A 23,724-nucleotide genomic window follows, 5' to 3' on the forward strand; every position below is an offset into this window, starting at 1 on the left:
GCCGATGGTAGTGTGGGGTTTCCCCATGTGAGAGTAGGTCATCGTCAAGATTAAATTCCGAAACCCCTATCTGCGTACGCAGGTAGGGGTTTTGTTTTGCCCGCAGGAAAACTGACGTTTAGGGTTTCTATGCAACTGCTCGGTGCATGGCTATCATGCGGGCCTCATTGTGAGGCGAGACTTGCATGCTGACGTTGTTAAAGCTTCTTAAGGATGGTCGATTCCATTCGGGCCAGGCCCTGGGCGTCGCCTTGGGCGTCAGTCGTAGCGCTGTATGGAAGCAGCTTCAGCATTTGGAGGCTGAGCTCGGCTTATCCATTCATAAAGTGCGCGGTCGCGGCTATCAGCTGGCTGCGCCATTGACGCTGCTTGATCCTGTCGAGATATGCGCGCGTGAGCCTTCCTGTGAGTGGCCCATCCTGGTCCTCGACTCAATTGACTCTACCAATGCTGAAGCTTTGCGCGCTATCGAGCGTGGCCAGATCGCGCCATTTCTGGTGCTTGCCGAGCGGCAAACGGCCGGTCGCGGACGGCGTGGACGCAAGTGGGTGAGTCCGTTCGCAGAAAACATCTATTACAGCCTGGTGTTGCGCATTGAGGGTGGGATGCGGCAACTGGAAGGCTTGAGTCTAGTTGTTGGGCTCGCCGTACTGCAGGCCTTGCGAGAGCTTGGTATTTCAGGCGCGGGTTTGAAGTGGCCTAATGATGTTCTGGTTGGTCAGAAAAAAATTGCTGGAATATTGCTCGAATTAGTGGGCGATCCTGCAGATGTGTGTCACGTAGTGATCGGTGTCGGGATCAATGTGAACATGCAGATGACTGATGAGGTTGACCAGCAGTGGACGTCCATGCGGCTCGAGTCGGGTAAGGCGGTTGATCGCAATCACCTGGTTGCGAAGTTGGGGGTGATGCTCCGGGCCTACTTGAGTCGCCACCAGGTCGACGGATTTCCGGCTATCCGGGCGGAGTGGGAGCAAAATCATCTATGGCAGGGGCGCGCCGTGTCGTTGATTGCTGGAGCTAGTCAGATAGATGGAGAGGTGTTGGGTATCGATGGTCAGGGTGCCTTGCGCTTGAAGGTGGATGGCGTGGAAAAAGTCTTTAGTGGTGGTGAGCTCAGCCTGAGGTTGCGTGATGATACTTGAGCTCGATTGTGGAAACAGTTTCATCAAGTGGCGTGTGCTCGGCGCGGATGTCGGGCGGGTGGTTGGTGAGGGTGTCGTTGATTCGGATCTCGCGCTGCTTGAGGGTTTGAAGGGGCTCAAGGGGCTCGCTCTCAAGCATTGTCGGTTAGTGAGTGTCAGAACCGCTGAAGAAACCGGAGCCTTGATCTCTTCGTTGACAGAGGCTTTCGGCGTTTCCGTGGTGTGCGCCACACCGGCTCGCGAAATGTCCGGGGTTCGTAATGGCTATGAAGAGTTCGAGCGGCTAGGACTTGATCGCTGGCTTGCAATGCTCGGAGGATTTCACCTGGCTTCAGGTGCTTGTCTGGTGCTCGACTTCGGTACCGCGGTCACTGCTGATTTTGTCGCTAGGGATGGCGAGCATCTTGGAGGCTTCATCTGTCCGGGAATGCCCTTAATGCGTAACCAGTTGCGTACTCATACCCGTAGAATCCGCTATGGCGACCTTGCTGCCGAGCGTGCTTTGGAGAGTCTTGTTCCTGGGCGTACTACCGTCGAGGCGGTCGAGCGAGGTTGTGTGCTGATGTTGAGGGGCTTTGTTCAGGCTCAGCTAGATTTGGCGCGCAGTTATTGGGGGGAGGATTTCGCTGTATTCCTCACAGGAGGAGATGCTGATCTGGTCTCCGAGATTGTGCCTGGGGCCAGGGTGGTTCCAGATCTGGTGTTTGTAGGGTTGGCTATGGCGTGTCCCTTGTCTTGAGGTTTTTATGCGTTGGTTGTTCCTGCTGCTGCTTGTTCTCAATGTGTTCTATTACGTCTGGCACCAACAGGAGGCCCCGCTTCGCGCGAAGGATGTGACCCCCTTGAGTATGTATCGGGGCTCTCAGCAGGACATTCGTTTGTTGAGTGAGGCGACTGATACGACCCGAGATAAAGGAAAATCCACGCAGACAGAAAGCAGTTGTCTCTATCTGGGCGGTTCTGCCCGGCAGGAAGTCGCTCAGGCAATCGAGCATCGATTGAGTGGCATGGACATCAAGTTTCAGCCCTTGCCGAAGGATCTCCCTGAATATGCGGGTTACTGGGTGCGTGTGGCGCCGGAAAGCCGGCGTTTGCTGGATGACTTGCAGTTGCAAAGCCTTTCTAAAGAATTCAACGAGTTAAAACATAAAATAATGCCGTGTGAGGGGGTTGCACCTGTCGAATAGTTTGCATAGAATGGCGCCCGCTTCGCAGTGAAGACCTTTTAAAGGTTGACGGTGCGAAGCGAGGTCAACGCAGCTAACCTCAGGTTTTTAATGAGAAAATGCTTGACAGAAGGCTGGCATAGTATAGAATGCCGGCTCGCTTAGGAGGGGTTCCCGAGCGGCCAAAGGGATCAGACTGTAAATCTGACGTCTACGACTTCGAAGGTTCGAATCCTTCCCCCTCCACCATTTTTAGCGAGAGCTGCAAGCTCCGCGGGTATAGTTTAGTGGTAGAACCTCAGCCTTCCAAGCTGATGATGCGGGTTCGATTCCCGCTACCCGCTCCAGGTTTGCAGGTCCTGCAAAGTGTTACGCTCTTGTAGCTCAGTTGGTAGAGCACACCCTTGGTAAGGGTGAGGTCAGCGGTTCAAATCCGCTCAAGAGCTCCATATAACAAGGCAGATATGAAAATATCTGCCTTTGTTTTAATGGCTTGTAGATGCGCGTTGTTGCCTGAGAGGGTGTTGTGCATCTTTGGTGCTGGTGTGCATGGCCAGGATCGATGAGTAAATTGTTGTAAAGTCTTTTTCGGGCCGGCATAATGGTCGGCCTGATTTTGTTTTAGGTCAGTAGCTCAATTGGCAGAGCGACGGTCTCCAAAACCGTAGGTTGGGGGTTCGATTCCCTCCTGACCTGCCAGATTCACCAGGTGTGTCTGGCTTTCTTTTCACAGGATCTTCATAGATGACTCCTAAAGCTGAAGCTCAAGGCTCTCGCTTCGATCTACTCAAGTGGCTGGTAGTAGTTGCTTTGGTGATTGTTGGCGTTGTTGGCAATCAGTATTACTCTGCTTCGCCGATCCTGTACCGCGTGCTCGCTTTGCTGGTCATTGCTGCTGTAGCTGCCTTTGTAGGCCTGCAGACGGTTAAGGGCAAGTCTTTCTTTGTACTGGTTAAGGAAGCGCGCACCGAGATTCGTAAAGTCGTTTGGCCAACTCGCCAAGAAACTACGCAGACCACGTTGATCGTTGTGGCTGTTGTTCTGGTTATGGCGTTGCTGTTGTGGGGGCTTGATTCCCTGCTCGGTTGGCTTGTTTCCTTGATCGTCGGCTAAGGGTGTCCCGTGGCTAAGCGTTGGTACGTTGTGCATGCTTACTCCGGTTACGAGAAGCATGTCATGCGTTCGTTGATCGAGCGCGTAAAGCTGGCTGGCATGGAAGATGGCTTCGGCGAAATTCTGGTTCCCACTGAAGAAGTGGTTGAGATGCGTAATGGCCAGAAGCGCAAAAGCGAACGCAAATTCTTCCCTGGTTATGTGCTGGTTCAGATGGACATGAACGAGGGTACTTGGCACTTGGTCAAGGATACTCCTCGGGTGATGGGCTTCATCGGTGGTACTGCCGACAAGCCTGCACCAATCACAGATAAAGAAGCAGAAGCGATTCTGCGTCGCGTTGCTGATGGTAGCGACAAGCCGAAGCCGAAGACGTTGTTCGAGCCGGGTGAGTCGGTACGTGTCAACGACGGGCCGTTTGCCGATTTTACCGGCACGGTTGAAGAGGTTAACTACGAAAAGAGCCGGATCCAAGTGGCGGTGCTCATTTTCGGTCGCTCTACTCCGGTAGAGTTGGAGTTCAGTCAGGTCGAAAAGGTCTAGCTGAGCAAGCATCCCAACCCCGCAGCCCTAGGCTGTGGGGTTTTGTCGTCACTGGGATAAACGCGCAAGTAACCGGGGAGCCTTTCGAGGCGTTTGAACCCGTAATTGGAGTGCCTCATGGCCAAGAAGATTACCGCTTACATCAAGCTGCAAGTGAAGGCCGCTCAGGCTAACCCAAGCCCACCTGTTGGTCCTGCTCTGGGTCAGCACGGCGTGAACATCATGGAATTCTGCAAGGCTTTCAACGCCCGTACTCAGGGTCTTGAGCCAGGTCTGCCGACTCCAGTGATCATCACTGTCTACAGCGACCGTAGCTTCACGTTCGAAACCAAATCCACTCCTGCTTCGGTTCTGCTGAAGAAGGCGGCTGGTCTGACTAGCGGTTCCGCTCGTCCGAACACCGTTAAGGTTGGCACTGTGACTCGTGCTCAGCTGGAAGAAATCGCGAAAACCAAAAACGCGGATCTGACTGCAGCTGATATGGAAGCAGCCGTGCGTACTATCGCCGGTTCTGCTCGTAGCATGGGCCTTAACGTGGAGGGTGTGTAATGGCTAAGCTGACCAAGCGTCAAAAGGCTATCGCCGGCAAAATCGAAGCAGGCAAGGCCTACAACTTTGTAGACGCTGCTGCTCTGCTGTCCGAGCTGTCGACTGTCAAGTTCAGCGAGTCGTTCGACGTAGCTGTGAACCTGGGTGTTGACCCGCGTAAATCCGACCAGGTCGTTCGTAGCGCTACCGTGCTGCCGCACGGTACCGGCAAGACCGTTCGCGTTGCTGTGTTCACTCAGGGTCCAGCTGCCGAGGCCGCTCTGGCTGCCGGCGCTGACCGTGTAGGTATGGACGACCTGGCTGCCGAAATGAAAGGCGGCGACCTGAACTATGACGTAGTGATCGCATCCCCGGATGCAATGCGCGTTGTAGGTCAGTTGGGTCAGATCCTCGGTCCACGTGGTCTGATGCCTAACCCTAAAGTCGGCACAGTAACTCCAGACGTAGCTACCGCGGTTAAAAACGCCAAGGCTGGTCAGGTTCGTTATCGCACCGACAAAAACGGCATCATCCACACTTCCGTTGGCAAAGTCGGCTTCGATGCCGTCAAGCTGAAGGAAAACGTTGAAGCCCTGATCGCTGATCTGAAGCGTATCAAGCCAGCTTCCTCGAAAGGTATTTACGTCAAGCGCGTTACCCTGAGCACTACTATGGGCCCAGGTCTGGTCATCGACCAGGGTTCGCTCGACGCGTAAGACGCAGGTTGGCGCAAGTAATTGCGCCAATTGAAAGATTGGGGTCCCTGCCTGGCGGGGGCTATCCAAGACCGTAGGCGACGCAAGTCTTAAACCTCAAGCCTACGCAGATGGTGCTCCCGGTTCCTTACCGAATCAGACACCAAAACGACATCCGGTTTCGACTGGATGAAACGGTAACAAGCAGGAGTTAAACCCGTGGCAATTAAACTCGAAGACAAGAAGGCCATCGTCGCTGAAGTCAACGAGGCTGCCAAAGTCGCTCTGTCCGCTGTCGTGGCTGATGCCCGTGGCGTAACAGTAGGCGCGATGACCGGACTCCGTAAAGAGGCTCGTGAAGCTGGCGTTTATGTACGTGTCGTACGTAACACCCTGCTCAAGCGCGCTGTTGCTGACACTGAATTCAGTGTCCTCAACGACGTGTTCACCGGCCCTACCCTGATTGCATTCTCCAAAGAACATCCAGGCGCTGCTGCCCGGATTTTCAAAGAGTTCGCCAAGGGTCAGGACAAGTTCGAGATCAAGGCAGCTGCGTTTGATGGCAAGTTCCTTGCCGCTAACCAGATCGACGTGTTGGCTACCCTGCCGACCCGCGACGAAGCTATTGCGAAACTGATGAGCGTGATCCAAGGCGCTACCAGCAAGCTGGCTCGTACCCTGGCAGCCGTTCGCGACCAGAAAGAAGCTGCTGCTGCCTAAGGCACAGCGAGACCTTTCAAAATCATATGTTTAATTTGATGGCTGCGTAAGCTGTCACCCCAATACAGGATTCAAGTCATGTCTCTGACTAACGAACAAATCATCGAAGCAATCGGCCAGAAAACCGTTCTGGAAGTTGTTGAGCTGATCAAAGCAATGGAAGAAACCTTCGGCGTTACCGCTGCTGTTGCTGCTGCTGGTCCAGCTGCTGCTGCCGCTGTTGTTGAAGAGCAAACTGAATTCAACGTCATGCTGACCGAAGCTGGCGAGAAGAAAGTTAACGTGATCAAGGCTGTACGTGAACTGACCGGTCTGGGCCTGAAAGAAGCCAAGGCTGTAGTTGACGGCGCTCCTGCCATGGTTCTGGAAGCTGTTGCCAAAGACGCAGCTGACAAAGCCAAAGCAGCTCTGGAAGAAGCAGGCGCTAAAGTCGAGCTGAAATAAGCATCGACTTTGCTCCTCCAGCCCGAGCGTTAAGCGAAAGGCTGATGGCTGGTGGCTCTTGCCACCGGCCTTTTTCCGTTATTGGCAGCCGACTGGGTCGGTGCTGGTAACGAGCTGTATCCACCCGATGTGGTGGCGCAAACCATGGGGTTTGCACGATTTTCTGGCTGCTCCCGTCGGGAGGGGCCAAACAAGCAGGTGACCAAGCTGGGGAACGCTGATGGCTTACTCATATACTGAGAAAAAACGTATCCGCAAGGACTTTAGCAAGTTGCCGGACGTCATGGATGTGCCGTACCTCCTGGCCATCCAGCTGGATTCGTATCGTGAATTCTTGCAAGCGGGAGCGACTAAAGATCAGTTCCGCGACGTGGGCCTGCATGCGGCCTTCAAATCCGTTTTCCCGATCATCAGCTACTCCGGCAATGCTGCGCTGGAGTACGTCGGTTATCGCCTGGGCGAACCGGCATTTGATGTCAAAGAATGCGTATTGCGCGGTGTAACTTACGCCGTACCTTTGCGGGTAAAAGTGCGCCTGATCATTTTCGACAAAGAATCGTCGAACAAAGCGATCAAGGACATCAAAGAGCAAGAAGTCTACATGGGTGAAATCCCCCTGATGACTGAGAACGGTACCTTCGTAATCAACGGTACCGAGCGTGTAATCGTTTCCCAGCTGCACCGTTCCCCGGGCGTGTTCTTCGACCACGACCGTGGCAAGACGCACAGCTCCGGCAAACTGCTGTACTCCGCGCGCATCATTCCTTACCGCGGTTCGTGGCTGGACTTCGAGTTCGACCCGAAAGATTGCGTATTTGTGCGTATCGACCGTCGCCGCAAGCTGCCTGCATCGGTACTGCTGCGCGCGCTGGGCTATACCACTGAAGAAGTGCTGGACGCGTTCTACACCACCAACGTCTTCCATGTGCAGGGTGAAAACCTCAGCCTGGAACTGGTGCCTCAGCGCCTGCGTGGTGAAATTGCTGTCCTCGATATTCAGGATGACAAAGGCAAGGTTATTGTCGAGCAAGGTCGTCGTATCACCGCTCGCCACATCAACCAGCTGGAAAAAGCCGGGATCAAAGAGCTGCAAGTGCCTCTGGACTACGTCCTGGGTCGCACTACCGCCAAGGTCATCGTGCATCCGGCTACCGGCGAAATCCTGGCAGAGTGCAACACCGAGCTGAACACCGAAATCCTGGCAAAAATTGCCAAGGCGGGCGTTGTTCGCATCGAAACTCTGTACACCAACGATATCGACTGCGGTCCGTTCGTCTCCGACACCCTGAAGATCGACTCCACCAGCAACCAATTGGAAGCGCTGGTCGAGATCTATCGCATGATGCGTCCAGGCGAGCCGCCAACCAAGGACGCTGCCGAGACACTGTTCAACAACCTGTTCTTCAGTCCTGAGCGCTATGACCTGTCTGCGGTCGGCCGGATGAAGTTCAACCGTCGTATCGGTCGTACCGAGATCGAAGGTTCGGGCGTGTTGTGCAAAGAAGACATCGTCGCGGTTCTGAAGACTCTGGTCGACATCCGTAACGGTAAAGGCATCGTCGATGACATCGACCACCTGGGTAACCGTCGTGTTCGCTGCGTAGGCGAAATGGCCGAGAACCAGTTCCGCGTTGGCCTGGTACGTGTTGAGCGTGCGGTCAAAGAGCGTCTGTCGATGGCTGAAAGCGAAGGCCTGATGCCGCAAGACCTGATCAACGCCAAGCCAGTGGCTGCGGCGGTGAAAGAGTTCTTCGGTTCCAGTCAGCTGTCCCAGTTCATGGACCAGAACAACCCGCTGTCCGAGATCACCCACAAGCGTCGTGTCTCTGCACTCGGCCCAGGCGGTTTGACTCGCGAACGTGCAGGCTTCGAAGTCCGTGACGTACACCCGACTCACTACGGTCGTGTATGCCCGATTGAAACGCCGGAAGGTCCGAACATCGGTCTGATCAACTCCCTGGCCGCCTATGCGCGCACCAACCAGTACGGCTTCCTCGAGAGCCCGTACCGCGTGGTGAAAGACGCTCTGGTCACCGACGAGATCGTTTTCCTGTCCGCCATCGAAGAAGCTGATCACGTGATCGCTCAGGCTTCGGCCACGATGAACGACAAGAAAGTCCTGATCGACGAGCTGGTAGCTGTTCGTCACTTGAACGAGTTCACCGTCAAGGCGCCGGAAGATGTCACCTTGATGGACGTGTCGCCGAAGCAGGTAGTTTCGGTTGCTGCGTCGCTGATCCCGTTCCTCGAGCACGACGACGCCAACCGTGCGTTGATGGGTTCGAACATGCAGCGTCAAGCTGTACCAACCCTGCGTGCTGACAAGCCGCTGGTAGGTACCGGCATGGAGCGTAACGTGGCTCGCGACTCCGGCGTTTGCGTCGTGGCTCGTCGTGGCGGCGTGATCGATTCCGTCGACGCCAGCCGTATCGTGGTTCGTGTTGCTGATGATGAAGTTGAAACCGGCGAAGCTGGTGTCGACATCTACAACCTGACCAAGTACACCCGCTCCAACCAGAACACCTGCATCAACCAGCGTCCGCTGGTGAGCAAAGGTGATCGGGTTCAGCGCAGCGACATCATGGCCGACGGTCCGTCCACCGATATGGGTGAACTGGCTCTGGGTCAGAACATGCGCATCGCGTTCATGGCATGGAACGGCTTCAACTTCGAAGACTCCATCTGCCTGTCCGAGCGTGTTGTTCAGGAAGACCGTTTCACCACGATCCACATCCAGGAACTGACCTGTGTGGCGCGTGACACCAAGCTTGGGCCAGAGGAAATCACTGCAGACATCCCGAACGTGGGTGAAGCTGCACTGAACAAGCTGGACGAAGCCGGTATCGTTTACGTAGGTGCTGAAGTAGGCGCAGGCGACATCCTGGTAGGTAAGGTCACTCCGAAAGGCGAGACCCAACTGACTCCGGAAGAAAAACTGCTGCGTGCGATCTTCGGTGAAAAAGCCAGCGACGTTAAAGACACCTCCCTGCGTGTGCCTACCGGCACCAAGGGTACTGTCATCGACGTACAGGTCTTCACCCGTGACGGCGTTGAGCGTGATGCTCGTGCACTGTCGATCGAGAAGACTCAACTCGACGAGATCCGCAAGGACCTGAACGAAGAGTTCCGTATCGTTGAAGGCGCTACTTTCGAACGTCTGCGTTCCGCTCTGGTCGGCCACAAAGCCGAAGGCGGCGCCGGTCTGAAGAAAGGTCAGGAAATCACCGACGAAGTTCTCGACGGTCTTGAGCACGGCCAGTGGTTCAAGCTGCGCATGGCTGAAGATGCTCTGAACGAGCAGCTCGAGAAGGCTCAGGCCTACATCGTTGATCGCCGCCGTCTGCTGGACGACAAGTTCGAAGACAAGAAGCGCAAGCTGCAGCAGGGCGATGACCTGGCTCCAGGCGTGCTGAAAATCGTCAAGGTTTACCTGGCAATCCGTCGCCGCATCCAGCCGGGCGACAAGATGGCCGGTCGTCACGGTAACAAGGGTGTGGTCTCCGTGATCATGCCGGTTGAAGACATGCCGCACGATGCCAATGGCACCCCGGTCGACGTCGTCCTCAACCCGTTGGGCGTACCTTCGCGTATGAACGTTGGTCAGATCCTTGAAACCCACCTGGGCCTCGCGGCCAAAGGTCTGGGCGAGAAGATCAACCGGATGGTCGAAGAGCAGCGTAAGGTTGCTGAACTTCGCACCTTCCTGGACGAGATCTACAACCAGATCGGCGGTCGTAACGAAGATCTGGATAGCTTCTCCGACCAGGAAATCCTGGATCTGGCGAAGAACCTGCGTGGCGGCGTTCCAATGGCCACTCCAGTGTTCGACGGCGCCAAGGAAAGCGAAATCAAGGCCATGCTGAAACTGGCAGACCTGCCAGAAAGCGGCCAGATGCAGCTGACCGACGGCCGTACCGGCAACAAGTTCGAGCGCCCGGTTACTGTTGGCTACATGTACATGCTGAAGCTGAACCACTTGGTAGACGACAAGATGCACGCTCGTTCTACCGGTTCGTACAGCCTGGTTACCCAGCAGCCGCTGGGTGGTAAGGCGCAGTTCGGTGGTCAGCGTTTCGGGGAGATGGAGGTCTGGGCACTGGAAGCATACGGTGCTGCTTACACTCTGCAAGAAATGCTCACAGTGAAGTCGGACGATGTGAACGGCCGGACCAAGATGTACAAAAACATCGTGGACGGCGATCACCGTATGGAGCCGGGCATGCCCGAGTCCTTCAACGTGTTGATCAAGGAAATTCGTTCCCTCGGCATCGATATCGATCTGGAAACCGAATAACACGTGACGCGAATCGAGAGCGGGGCAGGATTGCCCGCTCTCTGCTCCGCCAGGAGGAAAGGCCTTGAAAGACCTACTGAATTTGCTGAAAAACCAGGGTCAAGTCGAAGAGTTCGACGCCATCCGTATTGGATTGGCATCGCCTGAGATGATCCGTTCGTGGTCGTTCGGTGAAGTTAAAAAGCCGGAAACCATCAACTACCGTACGTTCAAACCTGAGCGTGACGGCCTGTTCTGCGCCAAGATCTTTGGCCCGGTAAAGGATTACGAGTGCCTGTGCGGTAAGTACAAGCGCTTGAAGCACCGTGGTGTGATCTGCGAGAAGTGCGGCGTTGAAGTCGCGCTGGCAAAAGTTCGTCGTGAGCGCATGGCGCACATCGAGCTGGCCTCGCCAGTAGCCCACATCTGGTTCCTGAAATCGCTGCCGTCCCGTATCGGCTTGCTGATGGACATGACCCTGCGTGATATCGAGCGCGTTCTCTACTTCGAGAGCTATGTCGTTATCGATCCAGGCATGACCACCCTTGAAAAGGGTCAGCTGCTCAACGACGAGCAGTACTTCGAAGCGCTGGAAGAGTTCGGCGACGATTTCGATGCCCGCATGGGTGCCGAAGCTGTCCGTGAACTGCTGCACGCTATCGACCTGGAGCACGAGATTGGCCGTCTGCGTGAAGAGATTCCGCAAACCAACTCCGAAACCAAAATCAAAAAGCTGTCCAAGCGTCTGAAGTTGATGGAAGCCTTCCAGGGTTCCGGCAACCTGCCAGAGTGGATGGTGCTGACCGTTCTGCCGGTTCTGCCGCCAGATCTGCGTCCACTGGTCCCATTGGATGGCGGTCGTTTCGCGACTTCCGACCTCAACGATCTGTATCGTCGAGTGATCAACCGTAACAACCGTTTGAAGCGCCTGCTTGATCTGTCCGCTCCGGACATCATCGTGCGCAACGAAAAGCGTATGTTGCAGGAAGCCGTCGACGCACTGCTCGACAACGGTCGTCGTGGCCGCGCTATCACCGGTTCCAACAAGCGTCCTCTGAAATCCTTGGCTGACATGATCAAGGGTAAGCAAGGTCGTTTCCGTCAGAACTTGCTCGGTAAGCGTGTTGACTACTCCGGTCGTTCGGTAATTACCGTAGGTCCGACCCTGCGTCTGCACCAGTGCGGTCTGCCGAAGAAGATGGCTCTCGAGCTGTTCAAGCCGTTCATTTTCGGCAAGCTGGAAATGCGTGGTCTTGCTACCACCATCAAAGCGGCCAAGAAGATGGTTGAGCGTGAGCTGCCAGAGGTTTGGGACGTTCTCGCTGAAGTGATTCGCGAACACCCGGTTCTCCTCAACCGTGCACCGACCCTTCACCGTCTGGGTATCCAGGCGTTTGAACCGGTACTGATCGAAGGTAAGGCTATCCAGCTGCACCCTCTGGTCTGTGCTGCGTACAACGCCGACTTCGACGGCGACCAAATGGCCGTGCACGTACCGCTGACGCTGGAAGCCCAGCTGGAAGCGCGTGCGTTGATGATGTCGACCAACAACATTCTGTCGCCAGCCAACGGTGAGCCAATCATCGTTCCTTCGCAGGACGTTGTATTGGGTCTGTACTACATGACTCGTGAAGCGATCAACGCCAAAGGCGAAGGTCGTGTGTTCGCGGATCTGCAGGAAGTTGACCGTGTGTTCCGTGCCGGCGAAGCCGCACTGCACGCCAAGGTCAAGGTGCGGATCAACGAAACCGTGAACGATCGTGATGGCGGCAGCGTGACCAACACTCGTATCGTCGACACTACCGTCGGCCGTGCGCTGTTGTTCCAGGTTGTGCCAAAAGGTCTGTCCTTCGACGTCGTCAACCTGCCGATGAAAAAGAAAGCGATCTCCAAGCTGATCAACCAGTGCTACCGCGTGGTTGGTTTGAAAGAGACCGTGATCTTCGCTGACCAGTTGATGTACACCGGTTTTGCCTATTCGACCATCTCCGGCGTTTCCATCGGTGTTAACGACTTCGTTATCCCGGATGAAAAAGCCCGCATCATCGGTGCCGCCACCGACGAAGTGAAAGAGATCGAAAGTCAGTACGCCTCCGGCCTGGTAACCCAGGGCGAGAAGTACAACAAAGTGATCGACCTTTGGTCCAAGGCGAACGACGAAGTATCCAAGGCGATGATGGCCAACCTCTCGAAAGAGAAAGTCATTGACCGCCATGGCGTCGAAGTTGACCAGGAATCCTTCAACTCGATGTACATGATGGCCGACTCGGGCGCACGGGGTTCTGCTGCGCAGATCCGTCAGCTCGCCGGTATGCGTGGCCTGATGGCCAAGCCGGACGGTTCCATCATCGAAACGCCGATTACTGCGAACTTCCGTGAAGGTTTGAGCGTACTTCAGTACTTCATCTCTACTCACGGTGCTCGTAAAGGTCTGGCGGATACCGCGTTGAAAACTGCGAACTCCGGTTACCTGACTCGTCGTCTGGTAGACGTGGCGCAGGATCTGGTTGTGACCGAGATCGATTGCGGTACCGAACATGGCCTGGTGATGACTCCGCACATTGAAGGCGGTGACGTTGTTGAGCCGTTGGGTGAGCGCGTATTGGGTCGTGTCATCGCCCGTGACGTATTCAAGCCAGGTACCGAGGAAGTTATCGTTCCTGCCGGCACTCTGGTAGACGAGAAGTGGGTCGAGTTCATCGAGCTGAACAGCATCGACGAAGTGATCGTGCGTTCGCCGATCAGCTGCGAAACCCGCTACGGCATTTGCGCCAAGTGCTACGGCCGTGACTTGGCTCGTGGTCACCAGGTGAACATCGGTGAAGCGGTCGGCGTTATCGCTGCCCAGTCCATCGGTGAGCCGGGTACCCAGCTGACCATGCGTACGTTCCACATCGGTGGTGCGGCAAGCCGGACCTCCGCAGCCGACAGCGTTCAGGTGAAGAATGGCGGTACCGTCCGTCTGCATAACCTGAAGCACGTTGAGCGAGTGGACGGTTGCCTGGTTGCTGTGTCCCGTTCCGGTGAGCTGGCAATCGCTGATGACTTCGGTCGTGAGCGTGAGCGCTACAAGCTGCCGTACGGTGCTGTGATTTCGGTTAAAGAAGGTGACAAGGTCGACGCTGGCGCAATCGTGGCCAAGTGGGATCCGCACACTCACCCAATCGTTACCGAAATGAAAGGTACCGTGACCTACGTGGGCATGGAAGAAGGCATCACGATCAAGCGTCAGACTGACGAATTGACCGGTATGACCAACATTGAAGTACTCGATGCCAAAGACCGTCCAGCTGCCGGTAAAGATATCCGTCCTGCTGTGAAGATGGTTGATGACAACGGCAAGGATCTCTTGCTGCCGGGTACCGACGTAATTGCTCAGTACTTCCTGCCTGCTAACGCCCTGGTCGGTGTAGCGGACGGTGCGAAAATCGCGATCGGTGATGTTATCGCTCGTATTCCGCAAGAGACTTCGAAGACCCGTGACATCACCGGTGGTCTGCCGCGTGTTGCCGACTTGTTCGAAGCCCGTCGTCCGAAAGAAGCCTCGATTCTGGCTGAAGTCAGCGGCACCATCGCGTTCGGTAAAGAGACCAAAGGCAAGCGCCGTCTGGTTATCACCCCGAACGACGGTAGCGATCCGTACGAAGAGCTGATTCCGAAGTGGCGTCACTTGAACGTCTTCGAAGGCGAACAGGTAAACCGCGGCGAAGTTATCTCCGACGGTCCGAGCGATCCACACGACATCCTGCGTCTGCTGGGTGTGAGTGCGCTGGCCAAGTACATTGTGAACGAGATCCAGGACGTTTACCGTCTGCAAGGCGTGAAGATCAACGACAAGCACATCGAGACCATCCTGCGTCAGATGCTGCGTAAAGTTGAGATCGCTGAATCCGGCGATTCCAGTTTCATCAAGGGCGACCAGATGGAATTGACTCACGTGCTGGTAGAGAACGAGCGTCTGAGCAATGAAGACAAATTTGTCTCCAAGTTCACTCGTGTTCTGCTGGGTATCACCAAGGCGTCGTTGTCCACCGAATCGTTCATCTCGGCGGCTTCCTTCCAGGAAACCACTCGCGTACTGACCGAGGCGGCGGTAACCGGCAAGCGCGATTACCTGCGCGGCCTGAAAGAAAACGTGGTCGTGGGTCGTCTGATCCCGGCCGGTACCGGTCTGGCTTATCACAGCGAGCGCAAGCGCCGCCGTGATGCTGACAAACCGTTGCGCGTGAGCGCCAGTGAAGTGGAAGCTGCACTGACCGAAGCGCTGAACTCGAGCGGTAACTGAGTTCTGCGGTAGTAAATGAGTGCAGGCCCTGATCGCTCCGTTCATCCAGTCGAGACAATTTGTCGAGGTTGGATGGGGGGGAGGTCGGGGCCTTGCCTTGACTGGGGGCAAGATCCTCTTTAGACTCTTGTACCCCTAAATTTGGCGGGGATTCGTTCCTGCCATTTTGCTTTTCTTGCAAGACAATAGCGTCGCAAGACAACAGTGGAGCTAGTAGATGGCAACTATCAACCAGCTGGTACGTCAGCCGCGTAAGCGTATCGTCGAGAAATCCGACGTGCCTGCGCTGCAGAACTGCCCGCAACGTCGTGGCGTATGCACCCGTGTGTATACCACTACGCCGAAAAAACCTAACTCGGCACTGCGTAAAGTATGCCGTGTGCGTCTGACCAACGGTTTCGAGGTTTCCTCGTACATCGGCGGTGAAGGCCACAACCTGCAAGAGCACAGCGTGGTACTGATCCGCGGCGGTCGTGTAAAAGACTTGCCAGGTGTTCGTTACCACACCGTTCGCGGCTCTTTGGATACTTCCGGCGTTAAAGGTCGTAACCAAGGTCGTTCGAAGTACGGTACCAAGCGTCCGAAGTAATAGTCGCTTGCAGCAAAAAACCGATTTCTATTTTTCTGAGTCGATAAGAGTAAGGTCGGAGGCGTCCCGAAAGGGCACCGATTCCGAGCGAACCTGAAGACCGTTTGAGGGCTTATCCATGCCAAGAAGACGCGTAGCAGCCAAGCGCGAAGTGCTTGACGATCCAAAATACGGAAGCCAAATCCTGGCCAAGTTCATGAACCACGTGATGGAAAGCGGCAAAAAAGCCGTTGCCGAGCGTATCGTTTATGGCGCGCTGGAAAAGGTTAAAGAACGCAAGAACAGCGACCCCCTGGAAATCTTCGAGAAAGCTCTCGACGCCATCGCTCCGCTGGTCGAAGTAAAGTCGCGCCGTGTAGGCGGTGCTACTTACCAGGTTCCGGTCGAAGTTCGTCCGTCCCGTCGTAACGCGCTGGCAATGCGCTGGTTGGTAGACTTCGCCCGTAAGCGCGGCGAGAAGTCTATGGCTCTGCGTTTGGCTGGCGAACTGTTGGACGCTGCTGAAGGTAAAGGTGCTGCTGTTAAGAAGCGTGAAGACGTGCACCGTATGGCTGAAGCCAACAAGGCTTTCTCGCACTACCGCTTCTAATTTTAGCTTCACTAATTTTGCGAGGGCTTTATGGCTCGTACTACTCCGATTAGCCGCTACCGTAACATCGGTATCGTTGCTCACGTGGATGCTGGTAAAACCACCACCACCGAGCGCGTCCTTTTTTACACTGGCAAAAGTCACAAAATGGGCGAGGTGCATGACGGCGCCGCGACCACAGACTGGATGGTGCAGGAGCAGGAGCGTGGTATTACCATTACTTCTGCTGCTATCACCGCCTTCTGGAAAGGTTCTGAGAAGCAGTACTCGCACGAACACCGTTTCAACGTTATCGATACCCCGGGCCACGTAGACTTCACTATTGAAGTTGAACGCTCCCTGCGCGTACTCGACGGCGCTGTCGTTGTGTTCTGCGGTACTTCGGGTGTTGAGCCTCAGTCGGAAACCGTATGGCGTCAGGCCAACAAGTACGGCGTTCCACGTCTTGTTTACGTAAACAAGATGGACCGTGCTGGCGCTAACTTCCTGCGCGTGATCGGTCAGATCAAGCAGCGTCTGGGTCACACTCCGGTGCCAATCCAGTTGGCTATCGGTTCCGAAGACAACTTCCAGGGTCAGATCGATCTGATCAACATGCAAGCTGTCTACTGGAATGACTCTGACAAGGGTATGGTCCCTGTTCGCAAGGACATTCCTGCCGAGCTGCAAGAGCTGGCTGAAGAGTGGCGCAGCAACATGGTCGAGGCTGCGGCCGAAGCCAACGAAGAGCTGATGAACAAGTATCTCGAAGGGGAAGAGCTCTCCATCGAGGAAATCAAGGCCGCTCTGCGTCAGCGTACTATCGCTGGTGAGATCGTTCTGGCTGTTTGCGGTTCTTCCTTCAAGAACAAGGGTGTTCCCCTGGTTCTCGACGCCGTTATCGACTTCCTGCCTGCTCCTACCGACATTCCTGCTATCAAGGGTTCCAACCCGGATAACGAGGAAGAGGAAATGGAGCGTCATGCAAGCGACGACGAGCCTTTCGCGGCTCTGGCGTTCAAGATCGCTACCGACCCATTCGTGGGTACCTTGACCTTTGTTCGGGTTTACTCGGGCGTGTTGGCCTCCGGCGACGGCGTGATCAACTCGGTAAAAGGCAAGAAAGAGCGCGTGGGTCGTATGGTGCAAATGCACGCAAACGCCCGTGAAGAAATCAAGGAAGTACGCGCTGGTGACATCGCGGCCTTGATCGGCATGAAGGACGTCACCACTGGTGAAACTTTGTGCAACGCTGACAAGCCAATCATCCTGGTTCGCATGGACTTCCCGGAGCCGGTTATTTCGGTTGCCGTAGAGCCTAAGACCAAGGATGACCAGGAAAAAATGGGTATCGCTCTGGGCAAGCTTGCTCAGGAAGACCCGTCTTTCCGCGTCAAAACTGATGAAGAGACTGGTCAAACGATCATCTCCGGCATGGGCGAGCTGCACCTGGACATCCTGGTTGACCGGATGCGCCGTGAGTTCAACGTCGAAGCCAACATCGGTAAGCCTCAAGTTTCGTACCGTGAGCGCATCACGAAGAGCTGCGAAATCGAAGGCAAGTTCGTTCGTCAGTCCGGCGGTCGTGGCCAGTTTGGTCATTGCTGGATCCGTTTTGCACCTGCTGACGAAGGTCAGGAAGGTCTGCAATTCCTGAACGAAGTAGTGGGTGGTGTGGTTCCTAAGGAATACATCCCGGCTATCCAGAAGGGTATCGAAGAGCAGATGAAGAACGGTGTTGTTGCCGGCTATCCGCTGATCGGCCTGAAGGCTACCGTGTTTGATGGTTCTTACCACGACGTCGACTCGAACGAGATGGCGTTTAAGGTGGCTGCTTCCATGGCGACCAAGCAACTGGCCCAGAAGGGTGGTGGTGAGTTGCTTGAGCCGATCATGGCGGTAGAGGTTGTTACGCCTGAAGACTATATGGGTGACGTGATGGGCGACCTTAACCGTCGTCGCGGCATGATTCTGGGTATGGAAGATACGGTTTCCGGTAAAGTAATTCGTGCCGAGGTTCCGTTGGGCGAGATGTTCGGTTATGCGACCGACGTTCGTTCCATGTCTCAGGGTCGCGCAAGCTACTCTATGGAATTCAAAAAATACAATACGGCTCCGTCGCACATCGTCGAAACCGTTACCAAAAAACAAGGCTGATTCAGTCCTTTAGGCAAGGAGTTAATTGTCGTGGCTAAAGAAAAATTTGATCGTTCCCTACCGCACGTCAACGTTGGCACTATCGGTCACGTTGACCACGGTAAAACCACTCTGACCGCTGCTCTGACTCGCGTCTGCTCCGAAGTTTTCGGTTCGGCTCGTGTTGACTTCGACAAGATCGACAGCGCACCAGAAGAGAAAGCTCGCGGTATCACCATCAACACCGCTCACGTTGAGTACAACTCGAAGATCCGTCACTACGCTCACGTTGACTGCCCAGGTCACGCTGACTATGTGAAGAACATGATCACTGGTGCTGCTCAAATGGACGGCGCTATCCTGGTTTGCTCGGCCGCTGATGGTCCGATGCCGCAAACCCGTGAGCACATCCTGCTGTCCCGTCAGGTAGGCGTTCCGTACATCGTGGTTTTCCTGAACAAGGCTGACCTGGTAGACGACGCTGAGCTGCTGGAACTGGTTGAGATGGAAGTGCGCGATCTGCTGAGCACTTACGACTTCCCAGGCGACGACACTCCAATCATCATCGGCTCCGCTCGTATGGCGCTGGATGGTCTGGACGATAACGAGATGGGCACCACTGCCGTCAAGAAACTGGTTGAAACTCTGGACAGCTACATCCCAGAACCAGTTCGTCTGACTGACAAGCCGTTCCTGATGCCAATCGAAGACGTATTCTCGATCTCGGGTCGCGGTACTGTTGTGACTGGTCGTATCGAGCGCGGTATCGTTCGCGTTCAGGATCCACTGGAAATCGTTGGTCTGCGTGACACTACCGTCACCACCTGCACCGGTGTTGAAATGTTCCGCAAACTGCTCGACGAAGGTCGTGCTGGCGAGAACTGCGGCGTGCTGCTGCGCGGCACCAAGCGTGATGACGTGGAGCGTGGTCAGGTTCTGGTTAAGCCAGGTACCGTTAAGCCGCACACCAAGTTCACTGCAGAAGTTTACGTTCTGAGCAAAGAAGAAGGCGGTCGTCACACTCCGTTCTTCAAAGGCTACCGTCCACAGTTCTACTTCCGTACTACTGACGTGACTGGTAACTGCGAGCTGCCAGAAGGCGTTGAAATGGTAATGCCAGGCGATAACATTCAAATGACTGTTACCCTGATCAAAACCATCGCAATGGAAGACGGTCTGCGTTTCGCTATTCGCGAAGGCGGCCGTACCGTTGGTGCTGGCGTTGTAGCTAAAATCATCGAGTAAGCTTCTCTTCTGAGATAGCTTCGATGCTTTGAAAAAGCCCCCGCTCAGCGGGGGCTTTTTTATTGGGTTGACACCTATCGGGGGCGTCTATAGAATTGCGCCTCCTTTTAACGGGCGTATTGCGCCCGGTGGGAATAGCAGCCGGAGTCTGAAATCCAATGCAAAATCAGCAAATCCGTATCAGGTTGAAGGCTTTTGACCATCGCCTGATCGACCAATCCACCCAGGAAATCGTGGAAACCGCGAAACGTACTGGTGCTCAAGTGCGTGGTCCAATTCCACTGCCTACCCGTAAAGAGCGGTTCACCGTTCTGGTCTCCCCGCACGTCAACAAAGACGCGCGTGACCAGTACGAGATCCGTACTCATAAGCGCGTTCTGGACATCGTCCAGCCAACGGATAAAACCGTTGATGCTCTTATGAAGCTTGATCTTGCGGCCGGTGTGGAAGTGCAGATCAGCCTCGGCTAAGACTCGGTCTTAGTCGTGTAACGCTCTGAAATGGGCGGCCATAGCGGGTGAAAGCCCCGTACACTCATGAGGTTTACAACATGACTATTGGTGTAGTCGGTCGTAAATGCGGTATGACCCGTATTTTCACCGAAGAAGGTGTCTCCATTCCGGTCACGGTCATTGAGATCGAGCCGAATCGCGTCACCCAGTTCAAAACTGAAGAGACCGATGGCTATCGTGCAGTGCAAGTCACTGTAGGCGAGCGTCGTGCTTCGCGTGTTACAGCTGCGCAAGCTGGCCACTTCGCTAAGGCGAACGTTGCCGCTGGTCGTACCGTGATGGAATTCCGCCTTGAAGAAGGCGAGTACCAGGCCGGCGATCTGATCAATGCTGAAATCTTCGCTGCTGGTCAACTGGTTGATGTAACCGGTCAGTCCAAAGGTAAAGGCTTCCAGGGTACGATCAAGCGTTGGAATTTCCGCGGGCAAGATAACACCCACGGTAACTCCGTATCCCACCGCGTTCCAGGCTCTATCGGCCAGTGCCAGACTCCTGGTCGTGTATTCAAGGGCAAAAAAATGTCCGGTCATATGGGCGCTGAGCGCGTGACCGTGCAGTCCCTCGAAGTAGTGCGCGTGGACGCTGAACGCAATCTGTTGTTGGTCAAGGGCGCTGTTCCTGGCGCTACTGGCGGCAACTTGGTTGTACGTCCAGCAGCCAAGGCTCGCGGTTAAGGGGAAGCTGACATGCAATTAAATGTAAATGACGCTCAAGCGATCGAAGTTTCCGAACTGACATTTGGCGGCGAATTCAACGAGACGCTGGTTCACCAAGCAGTCGTGGCCTACATGGCCGGCGGCCGTCAAGGTAGCAAGCAGCAAAAGACCCGTTCCGACGTTCGTGGTGGCGGTAAGCGCCCATGGCGTCAGAAAGGTACTGGCCGTGCTCGTGCCGGTACTATCCGTAGCCCAATCTGGCGTGGCGGCGGTACCACTTTCGCAGCTCGTCCTCAGGATCACTCCCAGAAGCTGAACAAGAAGATGTATCGCGCAGCAATGCGTTCCATCCTTGCTGAGCTGGTGCGTACTGATCGTCTGGTCGTGGTTCAGGATTTCGCTGTTGAAACGCCGAAAACCAAAGACCTGCTGGGCAAACTGAACAACATGAGCCTGACCGACGTTCTGATCGTGTCGGACGCTGTTGATCAGAACCTGTACCTGGCTGCTCGTAACCTGCCGCACGTTGATGTACGTGATGTGCAAGGTTCCGATCCAGTTAGTCTGATCGCATACGACAAGGTGTTGATCACCGTGTCGGCCGTGAAGAAATTCGAGGAGCTGCTGGGATGAACCAGGAACGCGTATTTAAAGTTCTGCTTGGCCCGCACGTTTCCGAGAAGGCTACGGTTCTGGCAGACAAGAAAGGCCAGTTCGTTTTCAAGGTTGCCACTGACGCAACCAAGCTGGAAATCAAGAAGGCCGTCGAAAGCCTGTTCAGCGTGAAAGTAGAGCGTGTTACTACCCTGAATGTTCTGGGTAAGAGCAAGCGCACTGCTCGCGGTCTGGGCAAGCGTAATGACTGGAAGAAGGCAGTTATCTCCCTTCAGCCAGGCCAAGATCTCGATTTCAGCAGCAGTGCTGAGTAAGGAAGGGGTGCATCATGGCAATCGTTAAATGCAAACCGACTTCCCCTGGCCGCCGTTTTGTGGTCAAGGTGGTCAACCAGGAGCTGCATAAAGGCGCTCCTCACGCACCGCTGCTCGAGAAAAAATCGAAGTCTGGTGGTCGTAACAACAATGGTCGTATTACCACTCGTCACATCGGTGGTGGCCATAAGCAGCATTATCGTCTGGTCGATTTCCGTCGCAACGACAAAGATGGCATCGCTGCCACTGTTGAGCGTATCGAATACGATCCAAACCGTACTGCTCACATCGCTCTGCTGCTGTACGCAGATGGCGAGCGTCGCTACATCATCGCGCCTAAAGGCGTGAGTGCTGGCGACCAGCTGATCGCAGGTGCTCTGGCACCGATCAAGCCGGGCAACGCTCTGCAACTGCGTAACATTCCAGTTGGTAGCACCGTACACGGCATCGAATTGAAGCCAGGTAAAGGCGCGCAAATCGCTCGTTCCGCTGGTGCTTCGGCTCAGCTGATCGCTCGTGAAGGTGTCTACGTGACCCTGCGTCTGCGTTCTGGTGAGATGCGTAAAGTGCTGGCTGAATGCCGCGCGACCCTGGGCGAAGTCTCGAACTCCGAGCACAGCCTGCGTTCGCTGGGTAAAGCTGGTGCCAAACGCTGGCGTGGCGTTCGCCCAACCGTTCGTGGTGTTGCCATGAACCCGGTTGACCACCCACATGGTGGTGGTGAAGGTCGTACCTCTGGTGGTCGTCATCCGGTATCGCCATGGGGCTTCCCGACTAAGGGCGCGAAGACTCGTGGTAATAAGCGTACCGACAAAATGATCGTCCGTCGTCGCAAGTAAATAGAGGGATACGACAGTGCCACGTTCTCTGAAAAAAGGTCCTTTTATCGATCTTCACCTACTGAAGAAGATCGAAGTGGCGGCGGAAAAGAACGATCGCAAACCAGTTAAAACCTGGTCGCGTCGCTCGATGATCCTGCCACAAATGGTCGGTCTGACCATCGCAGTACACAACGGTCGTCAACACGTCCCAGTTCTCGTTAACGAAGACATGGTCGGCCACAAACTGGGCGAGTTCGCCGGTACCCGCACATATCGTGGGCACGTGGCAGACAAGAAAGCCAAGCGTTAAGGGGTTAGGAAATGGAAGTAGCCGCTAAGTTGTCGGGCGCTCGAATCTCCGCCCAGAAAGCCCGCTTGGTCGCCGACCAGATCCGCGGGAAGAAGGTGGGCGAAGCGCTCAACCTGTTGGCTTTCAGCAGTAAGAAAGCCGCCGAGATCATGAAGAAAGTGCTGGAGTCGGCCGTAGCCAACGCCGAGCATAACGAAGGCGCAGACGTTGATGACCTTAAGGTCAGCACCGTTTTCGTCAACGAAGGGCGTTCGCTGAAGCGCATCATGCCACGTGCCAAAGGCCGTGCTGATCGCATCGTCAAGCGGTCTTGCCATATCACTGTCAAGGTTGCTGACAAGTAACGGAGTCGAAGAGATGGGTCAGAAAGTACATCCCATTGGCATTCGCCTGGGAATCGTCAAGGAGCACACCTCCGTCTGGTACGCAGACGGTCGGACTTATGCGGACTACTTGTTCGCTGATCTGAAGGTGCGTGAGTATCTCCAAGACAAACTAAAAAGCGCGTCCGTAAGCCGTATCGATATCCATCGTCCGGCCCAAACTGCACGTATCACCATCCACACCGCTCGTCCAGGTATCGTTATCGGGAAGAAAGGTGAAGATGTTGAGAAACTGCGTCAGGACCTGACCAAGCAAATGGGTGTGCCTGTGCACATCAATATCGAAGAGATCCGCAAGCCGGAGCTCGACGGTATGCTGGTTGCGCAGAGCGTAGCTCAGCAGCTGGAGCGTCGCGTAATGTTCCGTCGCGCTATGAAGCGCGCTGTTCAGAACGCCATGCGCATTGGTGCCAAAGGCATCAAAATCCAAGTGAGCGGTCGTCTCGGCGGTGCTGAAATCGCACGTACTGAATGGTATCGCGAAGGTCGTGTGCCTCTGCACACCCTGCGTGCCGACATCGACTATGCCAACTACGAAGCTCACACCACTTATGGTGTGATCGGTGTAAAGGTTTGGATCTTCAAAGGCGAAGTAATTGGTGGTCGCCAAGAAGAACTGAAACCACAAGCACCAGCGCCTCGTAAAAAAGCTGCTAAGTAAGG

General features: G+C 55.1%; 23 protein-coding genes and 4 tRNA genes. All 27 read left to right on the forward strand.

Going from position 1 to position 23,724, the window contains the following annotated elements; translation table 11 throughout:
* The first annotated feature begins 185 nt into the window (after positions 1 to 185).
* The 27 genes from birA to rpsC all read left to right on the forward strand — a co-directional run bounded on the left by birA (position 186) and on the right by rpsC (position 23,722).
* On the forward strand, positions 186 to 1,145 hold the full coding sequence (gene birA, locus AC07VO_RS17495) for a bifunctional biotin--[acetyl-CoA-carboxylase] ligase/biotin operon repressor BirA (protein ID WP_018925649.1): 960 nt from the start codon (positions 186 to 188) through the stop codon (positions 1,143 to 1,145).
* Positions 1,135 to 1,884 carry a pantothenate kinase gene (locus AC07VO_RS17500; protein WP_086945157.1) on the forward strand — a complete coding sequence of 250 codons (750 nt, stop codon included), beginning with the start codon at positions 1,135 to 1,137 and terminating at the stop codon, positions 1,882 to 1,884. The genes birA and AC07VO_RS17500 overlap by 11 nt, the downstream gene beginning before the upstream one ends.
* Positions 1,885 to 1,891: 7 nt before the next feature.
* Entirely contained in the window at positions 1,892 to 2,332 is a 441-nt protein-coding gene (locus AC07VO_RS17505) for a hypothetical protein (RefSeq protein ID WP_064620713.1), read from the forward strand.
* A gap of 143 nt (positions 2,333 to 2,475) precedes the next feature.
* Positions 2,476 to 2,560, forward strand: a tRNA-Tyr gene (locus tag AC07VO_RS17510).
* 24 nt (positions 2,561 to 2,584) lie between these two features.
* Positions 2,585 to 2,658 (forward strand) — tRNA-Gly (locus AC07VO_RS17515).
* A 26-nt stretch (positions 2,659 to 2,684) separates the two neighbouring features.
* A tRNA-Thr gene (locus tag AC07VO_RS17520) sits at positions 2,685 to 2,760 on the forward strand.
* Between the two features lie 174 nt (positions 2,761 to 2,934).
* A tRNA-Trp gene (locus AC07VO_RS17525) sits at positions 2,935 to 3,010 on the forward strand.
* Positions 3,011 to 3,055: 45 nt separating this feature from the next.
* Complete coding sequence (gene secE, locus AC07VO_RS17530; RefSeq protein WP_007933728.1) at positions 3,056 to 3,424, forward strand: preprotein translocase subunit SecE; 369 nt, start codon at positions 3,056 to 3,058, stop codon at positions 3,422 to 3,424.
* A 9-nt stretch (positions 3,425 to 3,433) separates the two neighbouring features.
* Positions 3,434 to 3,967 carry a transcription termination/antitermination protein NusG gene (nusG, locus tag AC07VO_RS17535; protein ID WP_007933727.1) on the forward strand — a complete coding sequence of 178 codons (534 nt, stop codon included), beginning with the start codon at positions 3,434 to 3,436 and terminating at the stop codon, positions 3,965 to 3,967.
* A 117-nt stretch (positions 3,968 to 4,084) separates the two neighbouring features.
* Positions 4,085 to 4,516 carry a 50S ribosomal protein L11 gene (gene rplK / locus AC07VO_RS17540; protein ID WP_007933726.1) on the forward strand — a complete coding sequence of 144 codons (432 nt, stop codon included), beginning with the start codon at positions 4,085 to 4,087 and terminating at the stop codon, positions 4,514 to 4,516.
* Positions 4,516 to 5,211: a 50S ribosomal protein L1 gene (rplA, locus tag AC07VO_RS17545; RefSeq protein WP_007933725.1), complete on the forward strand. Its 696-nt coding sequence runs from the start codon at positions 4,516 to 4,518 to the stop codon at positions 5,209 to 5,211. Before rplK ends, rplA begins: the two co-directional genes overlap by 1 nt.
* 198 nt (positions 5,212 to 5,409) lie before the next feature.
* On the forward strand, positions 5,410 to 5,910 hold the full coding sequence (gene rplJ / locus AC07VO_RS17550) for a 50S ribosomal protein L10 (RefSeq protein WP_018925653.1): 501 nt from the start codon (positions 5,410 to 5,412) through the stop codon (positions 5,908 to 5,910).
* 78 nt (positions 5,911 to 5,988) lie between these two features.
* Positions 5,989 to 6,354, forward strand: a complete 366-nt coding sequence (gene rplL / locus AC07VO_RS17555) for a 50S ribosomal protein L7/L12 (RefSeq protein ID WP_018925654.1) — start codon at positions 5,989 to 5,991, stop codon at positions 6,352 to 6,354.
* Between the two features lie 220 nt (positions 6,355 to 6,574).
* Positions 6,575 to 10,648, forward strand: a complete 4,074-nt coding sequence (gene rpoB / locus AC07VO_RS17560) for a DNA-directed RNA polymerase subunit beta (RefSeq protein ID WP_018925655.1) — start codon at positions 6,575 to 6,577, stop codon at positions 10,646 to 10,648.
* A 64-nt stretch (positions 10,649 to 10,712) separates the two neighbouring features.
* Positions 10,713 to 14,912, forward strand: a complete 4,200-nt coding sequence (gene rpoC / locus AC07VO_RS17565; RefSeq protein ID WP_007933713.1) for a DNA-directed RNA polymerase subunit beta' — start codon at positions 10,713 to 10,715, stop codon at positions 14,910 to 14,912.
* Between the two features lie 217 nt (positions 14,913 to 15,129).
* On the forward strand, positions 15,130 to 15,501 hold the full coding sequence (rpsL, locus tag AC07VO_RS17570; protein WP_003186084.1) for a 30S ribosomal protein S12: 372 nt from the start codon (positions 15,130 to 15,132) through the stop codon (positions 15,499 to 15,501).
* Between the two features lie 118 nt (positions 15,502 to 15,619).
* Positions 15,620 to 16,090: a 30S ribosomal protein S7 gene (rpsG, locus tag AC07VO_RS17575; protein WP_002555493.1), complete on the forward strand. Its 471-nt coding sequence runs from the start codon at positions 15,620 to 15,622 to the stop codon at positions 16,088 to 16,090.
* A 30-nt stretch (positions 16,091 to 16,120) separates the two neighbouring features.
* Positions 16,121 to 18,226, forward strand: coding sequence for an elongation factor G (gene fusA / locus AC07VO_RS17580; protein WP_007933703.1), 2,106 nt, complete (start codon positions 16,121 to 16,123; stop codon positions 18,224 to 18,226).
* Between the two features lie 30 nt (positions 18,227 to 18,256).
* Positions 18,257 to 19,450, forward strand: coding sequence for an elongation factor Tu (tuf, locus tag AC07VO_RS17585; RefSeq protein WP_007933700.1), 1,194 nt, complete (start codon positions 18,257 to 18,259; stop codon positions 19,448 to 19,450).
* A gap of 158 nt (positions 19,451 to 19,608) precedes the next feature.
* A complete protein-coding gene (rpsJ, locus tag AC07VO_RS17590) occupies positions 19,609 to 19,920 on the forward strand; it encodes a 30S ribosomal protein S10 (RefSeq protein WP_003186070.1) in 312 nt (103 codons plus the stop codon).
* Positions 19,921 to 20,000: 80 nt separating this feature from the next.
* Positions 20,001 to 20,636 (forward strand): 50S ribosomal protein L3, encoded by a 636-nt coding sequence (rplC, locus tag AC07VO_RS17595; RefSeq protein ID WP_003186059.1) that lies wholly within the window; start codon positions 20,001 to 20,003, stop codon positions 20,634 to 20,636.
* Positions 20,637 to 20,648: 12 nt separating this feature from the next.
* A complete protein-coding gene (rplD, locus tag AC07VO_RS17600) occupies positions 20,649 to 21,251 on the forward strand; it encodes a 50S ribosomal protein L4 (RefSeq protein WP_003228735.1) in 603 nt (200 codons plus the stop codon).
* Entirely contained in the window at positions 21,248 to 21,547 is a 300-nt protein-coding gene (rplW, locus tag AC07VO_RS17605) for a 50S ribosomal protein L23 (RefSeq protein ID WP_002555488.1), read from the forward strand. The genes rplD and rplW overlap by 4 nt, the downstream gene beginning before the upstream one ends.
* A 14-nt stretch (positions 21,548 to 21,561) precedes the next feature.
* Positions 21,562 to 22,386, forward strand: coding sequence for a 50S ribosomal protein L2 (gene rplB / locus AC07VO_RS17610; protein ID WP_003186055.1), 825 nt, complete (start codon positions 21,562 to 21,564; stop codon positions 22,384 to 22,386).
* A gap of 16 nt (positions 22,387 to 22,402) precedes the next feature.
* Positions 22,403 to 22,678, forward strand: a complete 276-nt coding sequence (rpsS, locus tag AC07VO_RS17615; protein ID WP_002555486.1) for a 30S ribosomal protein S19 — start codon at positions 22,403 to 22,405, stop codon at positions 22,676 to 22,678.
* 11 nt (positions 22,679 to 22,689) lie between these two features.
* Complete coding sequence (rplV, locus tag AC07VO_RS17620) at positions 22,690 to 23,022, forward strand: 50S ribosomal protein L22 (RefSeq protein ID WP_003103908.1); 333 nt, start codon at positions 22,690 to 22,692, stop codon at positions 23,020 to 23,022.
* A gap of 13 nt (positions 23,023 to 23,035) precedes the next feature.
* Positions 23,036 to 23,722 carry a 30S ribosomal protein S3 gene (gene rpsC, locus AC07VO_RS17625; RefSeq protein ID WP_003176422.1) on the forward strand — a complete coding sequence of 229 codons (687 nt, stop codon included), beginning with the start codon at positions 23,036 to 23,038 and terminating at the stop codon, positions 23,720 to 23,722.
* Positions 23,723 to 23,724: the final 2 nt, after the last annotated feature.

It is taken from the genome of Pseudomonas sp. GW821-FHT03E01, from assembly GCF_059420765.1.

Excerpts from the sequence above, each read along its gene's own strand:
- rplB (WP_003186055.1), top strand. The coding sequence starts at position 21,562 with ATGGCAATCGTTAAATGCAAACCGACTTCCCCTGGCCGCCGTTTTGTG.
- rpsC (WP_003176422.1), top strand. The coding sequence starts at position 23,036 with ATGGGTCAGAAAGTACATCCCATTGGCATTCGCCTGGGAATCGTCAAG.
- birA (WP_018925649.1), top strand. The coding sequence starts at position 186 with ATGCTGACGTTGTTAAAGCTTCTTAAGGATGGTCGATTCCATTCGGGC.
- AC07VO_RS17500 (WP_086945157.1), top strand. The coding sequence starts at position 1,135 with ATGATACTTGAGCTCGATTGTGGAAACAGTTTCATCAAGTGGCGTGTG.
- AC07VO_RS17505 (WP_064620713.1), top strand. The coding sequence starts at position 1,892 with ATGCGTTGGTTGTTCCTGCTGCTGCTTGTTCTCAATGTGTTCTATTAC.
- rpsJ (WP_003186070.1), top strand. The coding sequence starts at position 19,609 with ATGCAAAATCAGCAAATCCGTATCAGGTTGAAGGCTTTTGACCATCGC.
- rplD (WP_003228735.1), top strand. The coding sequence starts at position 20,649 with ATGCAATTAAATGTAAATGACGCTCAAGCGATCGAAGTTTCCGAACTG.
- rpsG (WP_002555493.1), top strand. The coding sequence starts at position 15,620 with ATGCCAAGAAGACGCGTAGCAGCCAAGCGCGAAGTGCTTGACGATCCA.
- rplV (WP_003103908.1), top strand. The coding sequence starts at position 22,690 with ATGGAAGTAGCCGCTAAGTTGTCGGGCGCTCGAATCTCCGCCCAGAAA.
- rplW (WP_002555488.1), top strand. The coding sequence starts at position 21,248 with ATGAACCAGGAACGCGTATTTAAAGTTCTGCTTGGCCCGCACGTTTCC.
- rplC (WP_003186059.1), top strand. The coding sequence starts at position 20,001 with ATGACTATTGGTGTAGTCGGTCGTAAATGCGGTATGACCCGTATTTTC.
- secE (WP_007933728.1), top strand. The coding sequence starts at position 3,056 with ATGACTCCTAAAGCTGAAGCTCAAGGCTCTCGCTTCGATCTACTCAAG.
- rplL (WP_018925654.1), top strand. The coding sequence starts at position 5,989 with ATGTCTCTGACTAACGAACAAATCATCGAAGCAATCGGCCAGAAAACC.
- rplK (WP_007933726.1), top strand. The coding sequence starts at position 4,085 with ATGGCCAAGAAGATTACCGCTTACATCAAGCTGCAAGTGAAGGCCGCT.
- rpsL (WP_003186084.1), top strand. The coding sequence starts at position 15,130 with ATGGCAACTATCAACCAGCTGGTACGTCAGCCGCGTAAGCGTATCGTC.
- fusA (WP_007933703.1), top strand. The coding sequence starts at position 16,121 with ATGGCTCGTACTACTCCGATTAGCCGCTACCGTAACATCGGTATCGTT.
- rpoB (WP_018925655.1), top strand. The coding sequence starts at position 6,575 with ATGGCTTACTCATATACTGAGAAAAAACGTATCCGCAAGGACTTTAGC.
- rplA (WP_007933725.1), top strand. The coding sequence starts at position 4,516 with ATGGCTAAGCTGACCAAGCGTCAAAAGGCTATCGCCGGCAAAATCGAA.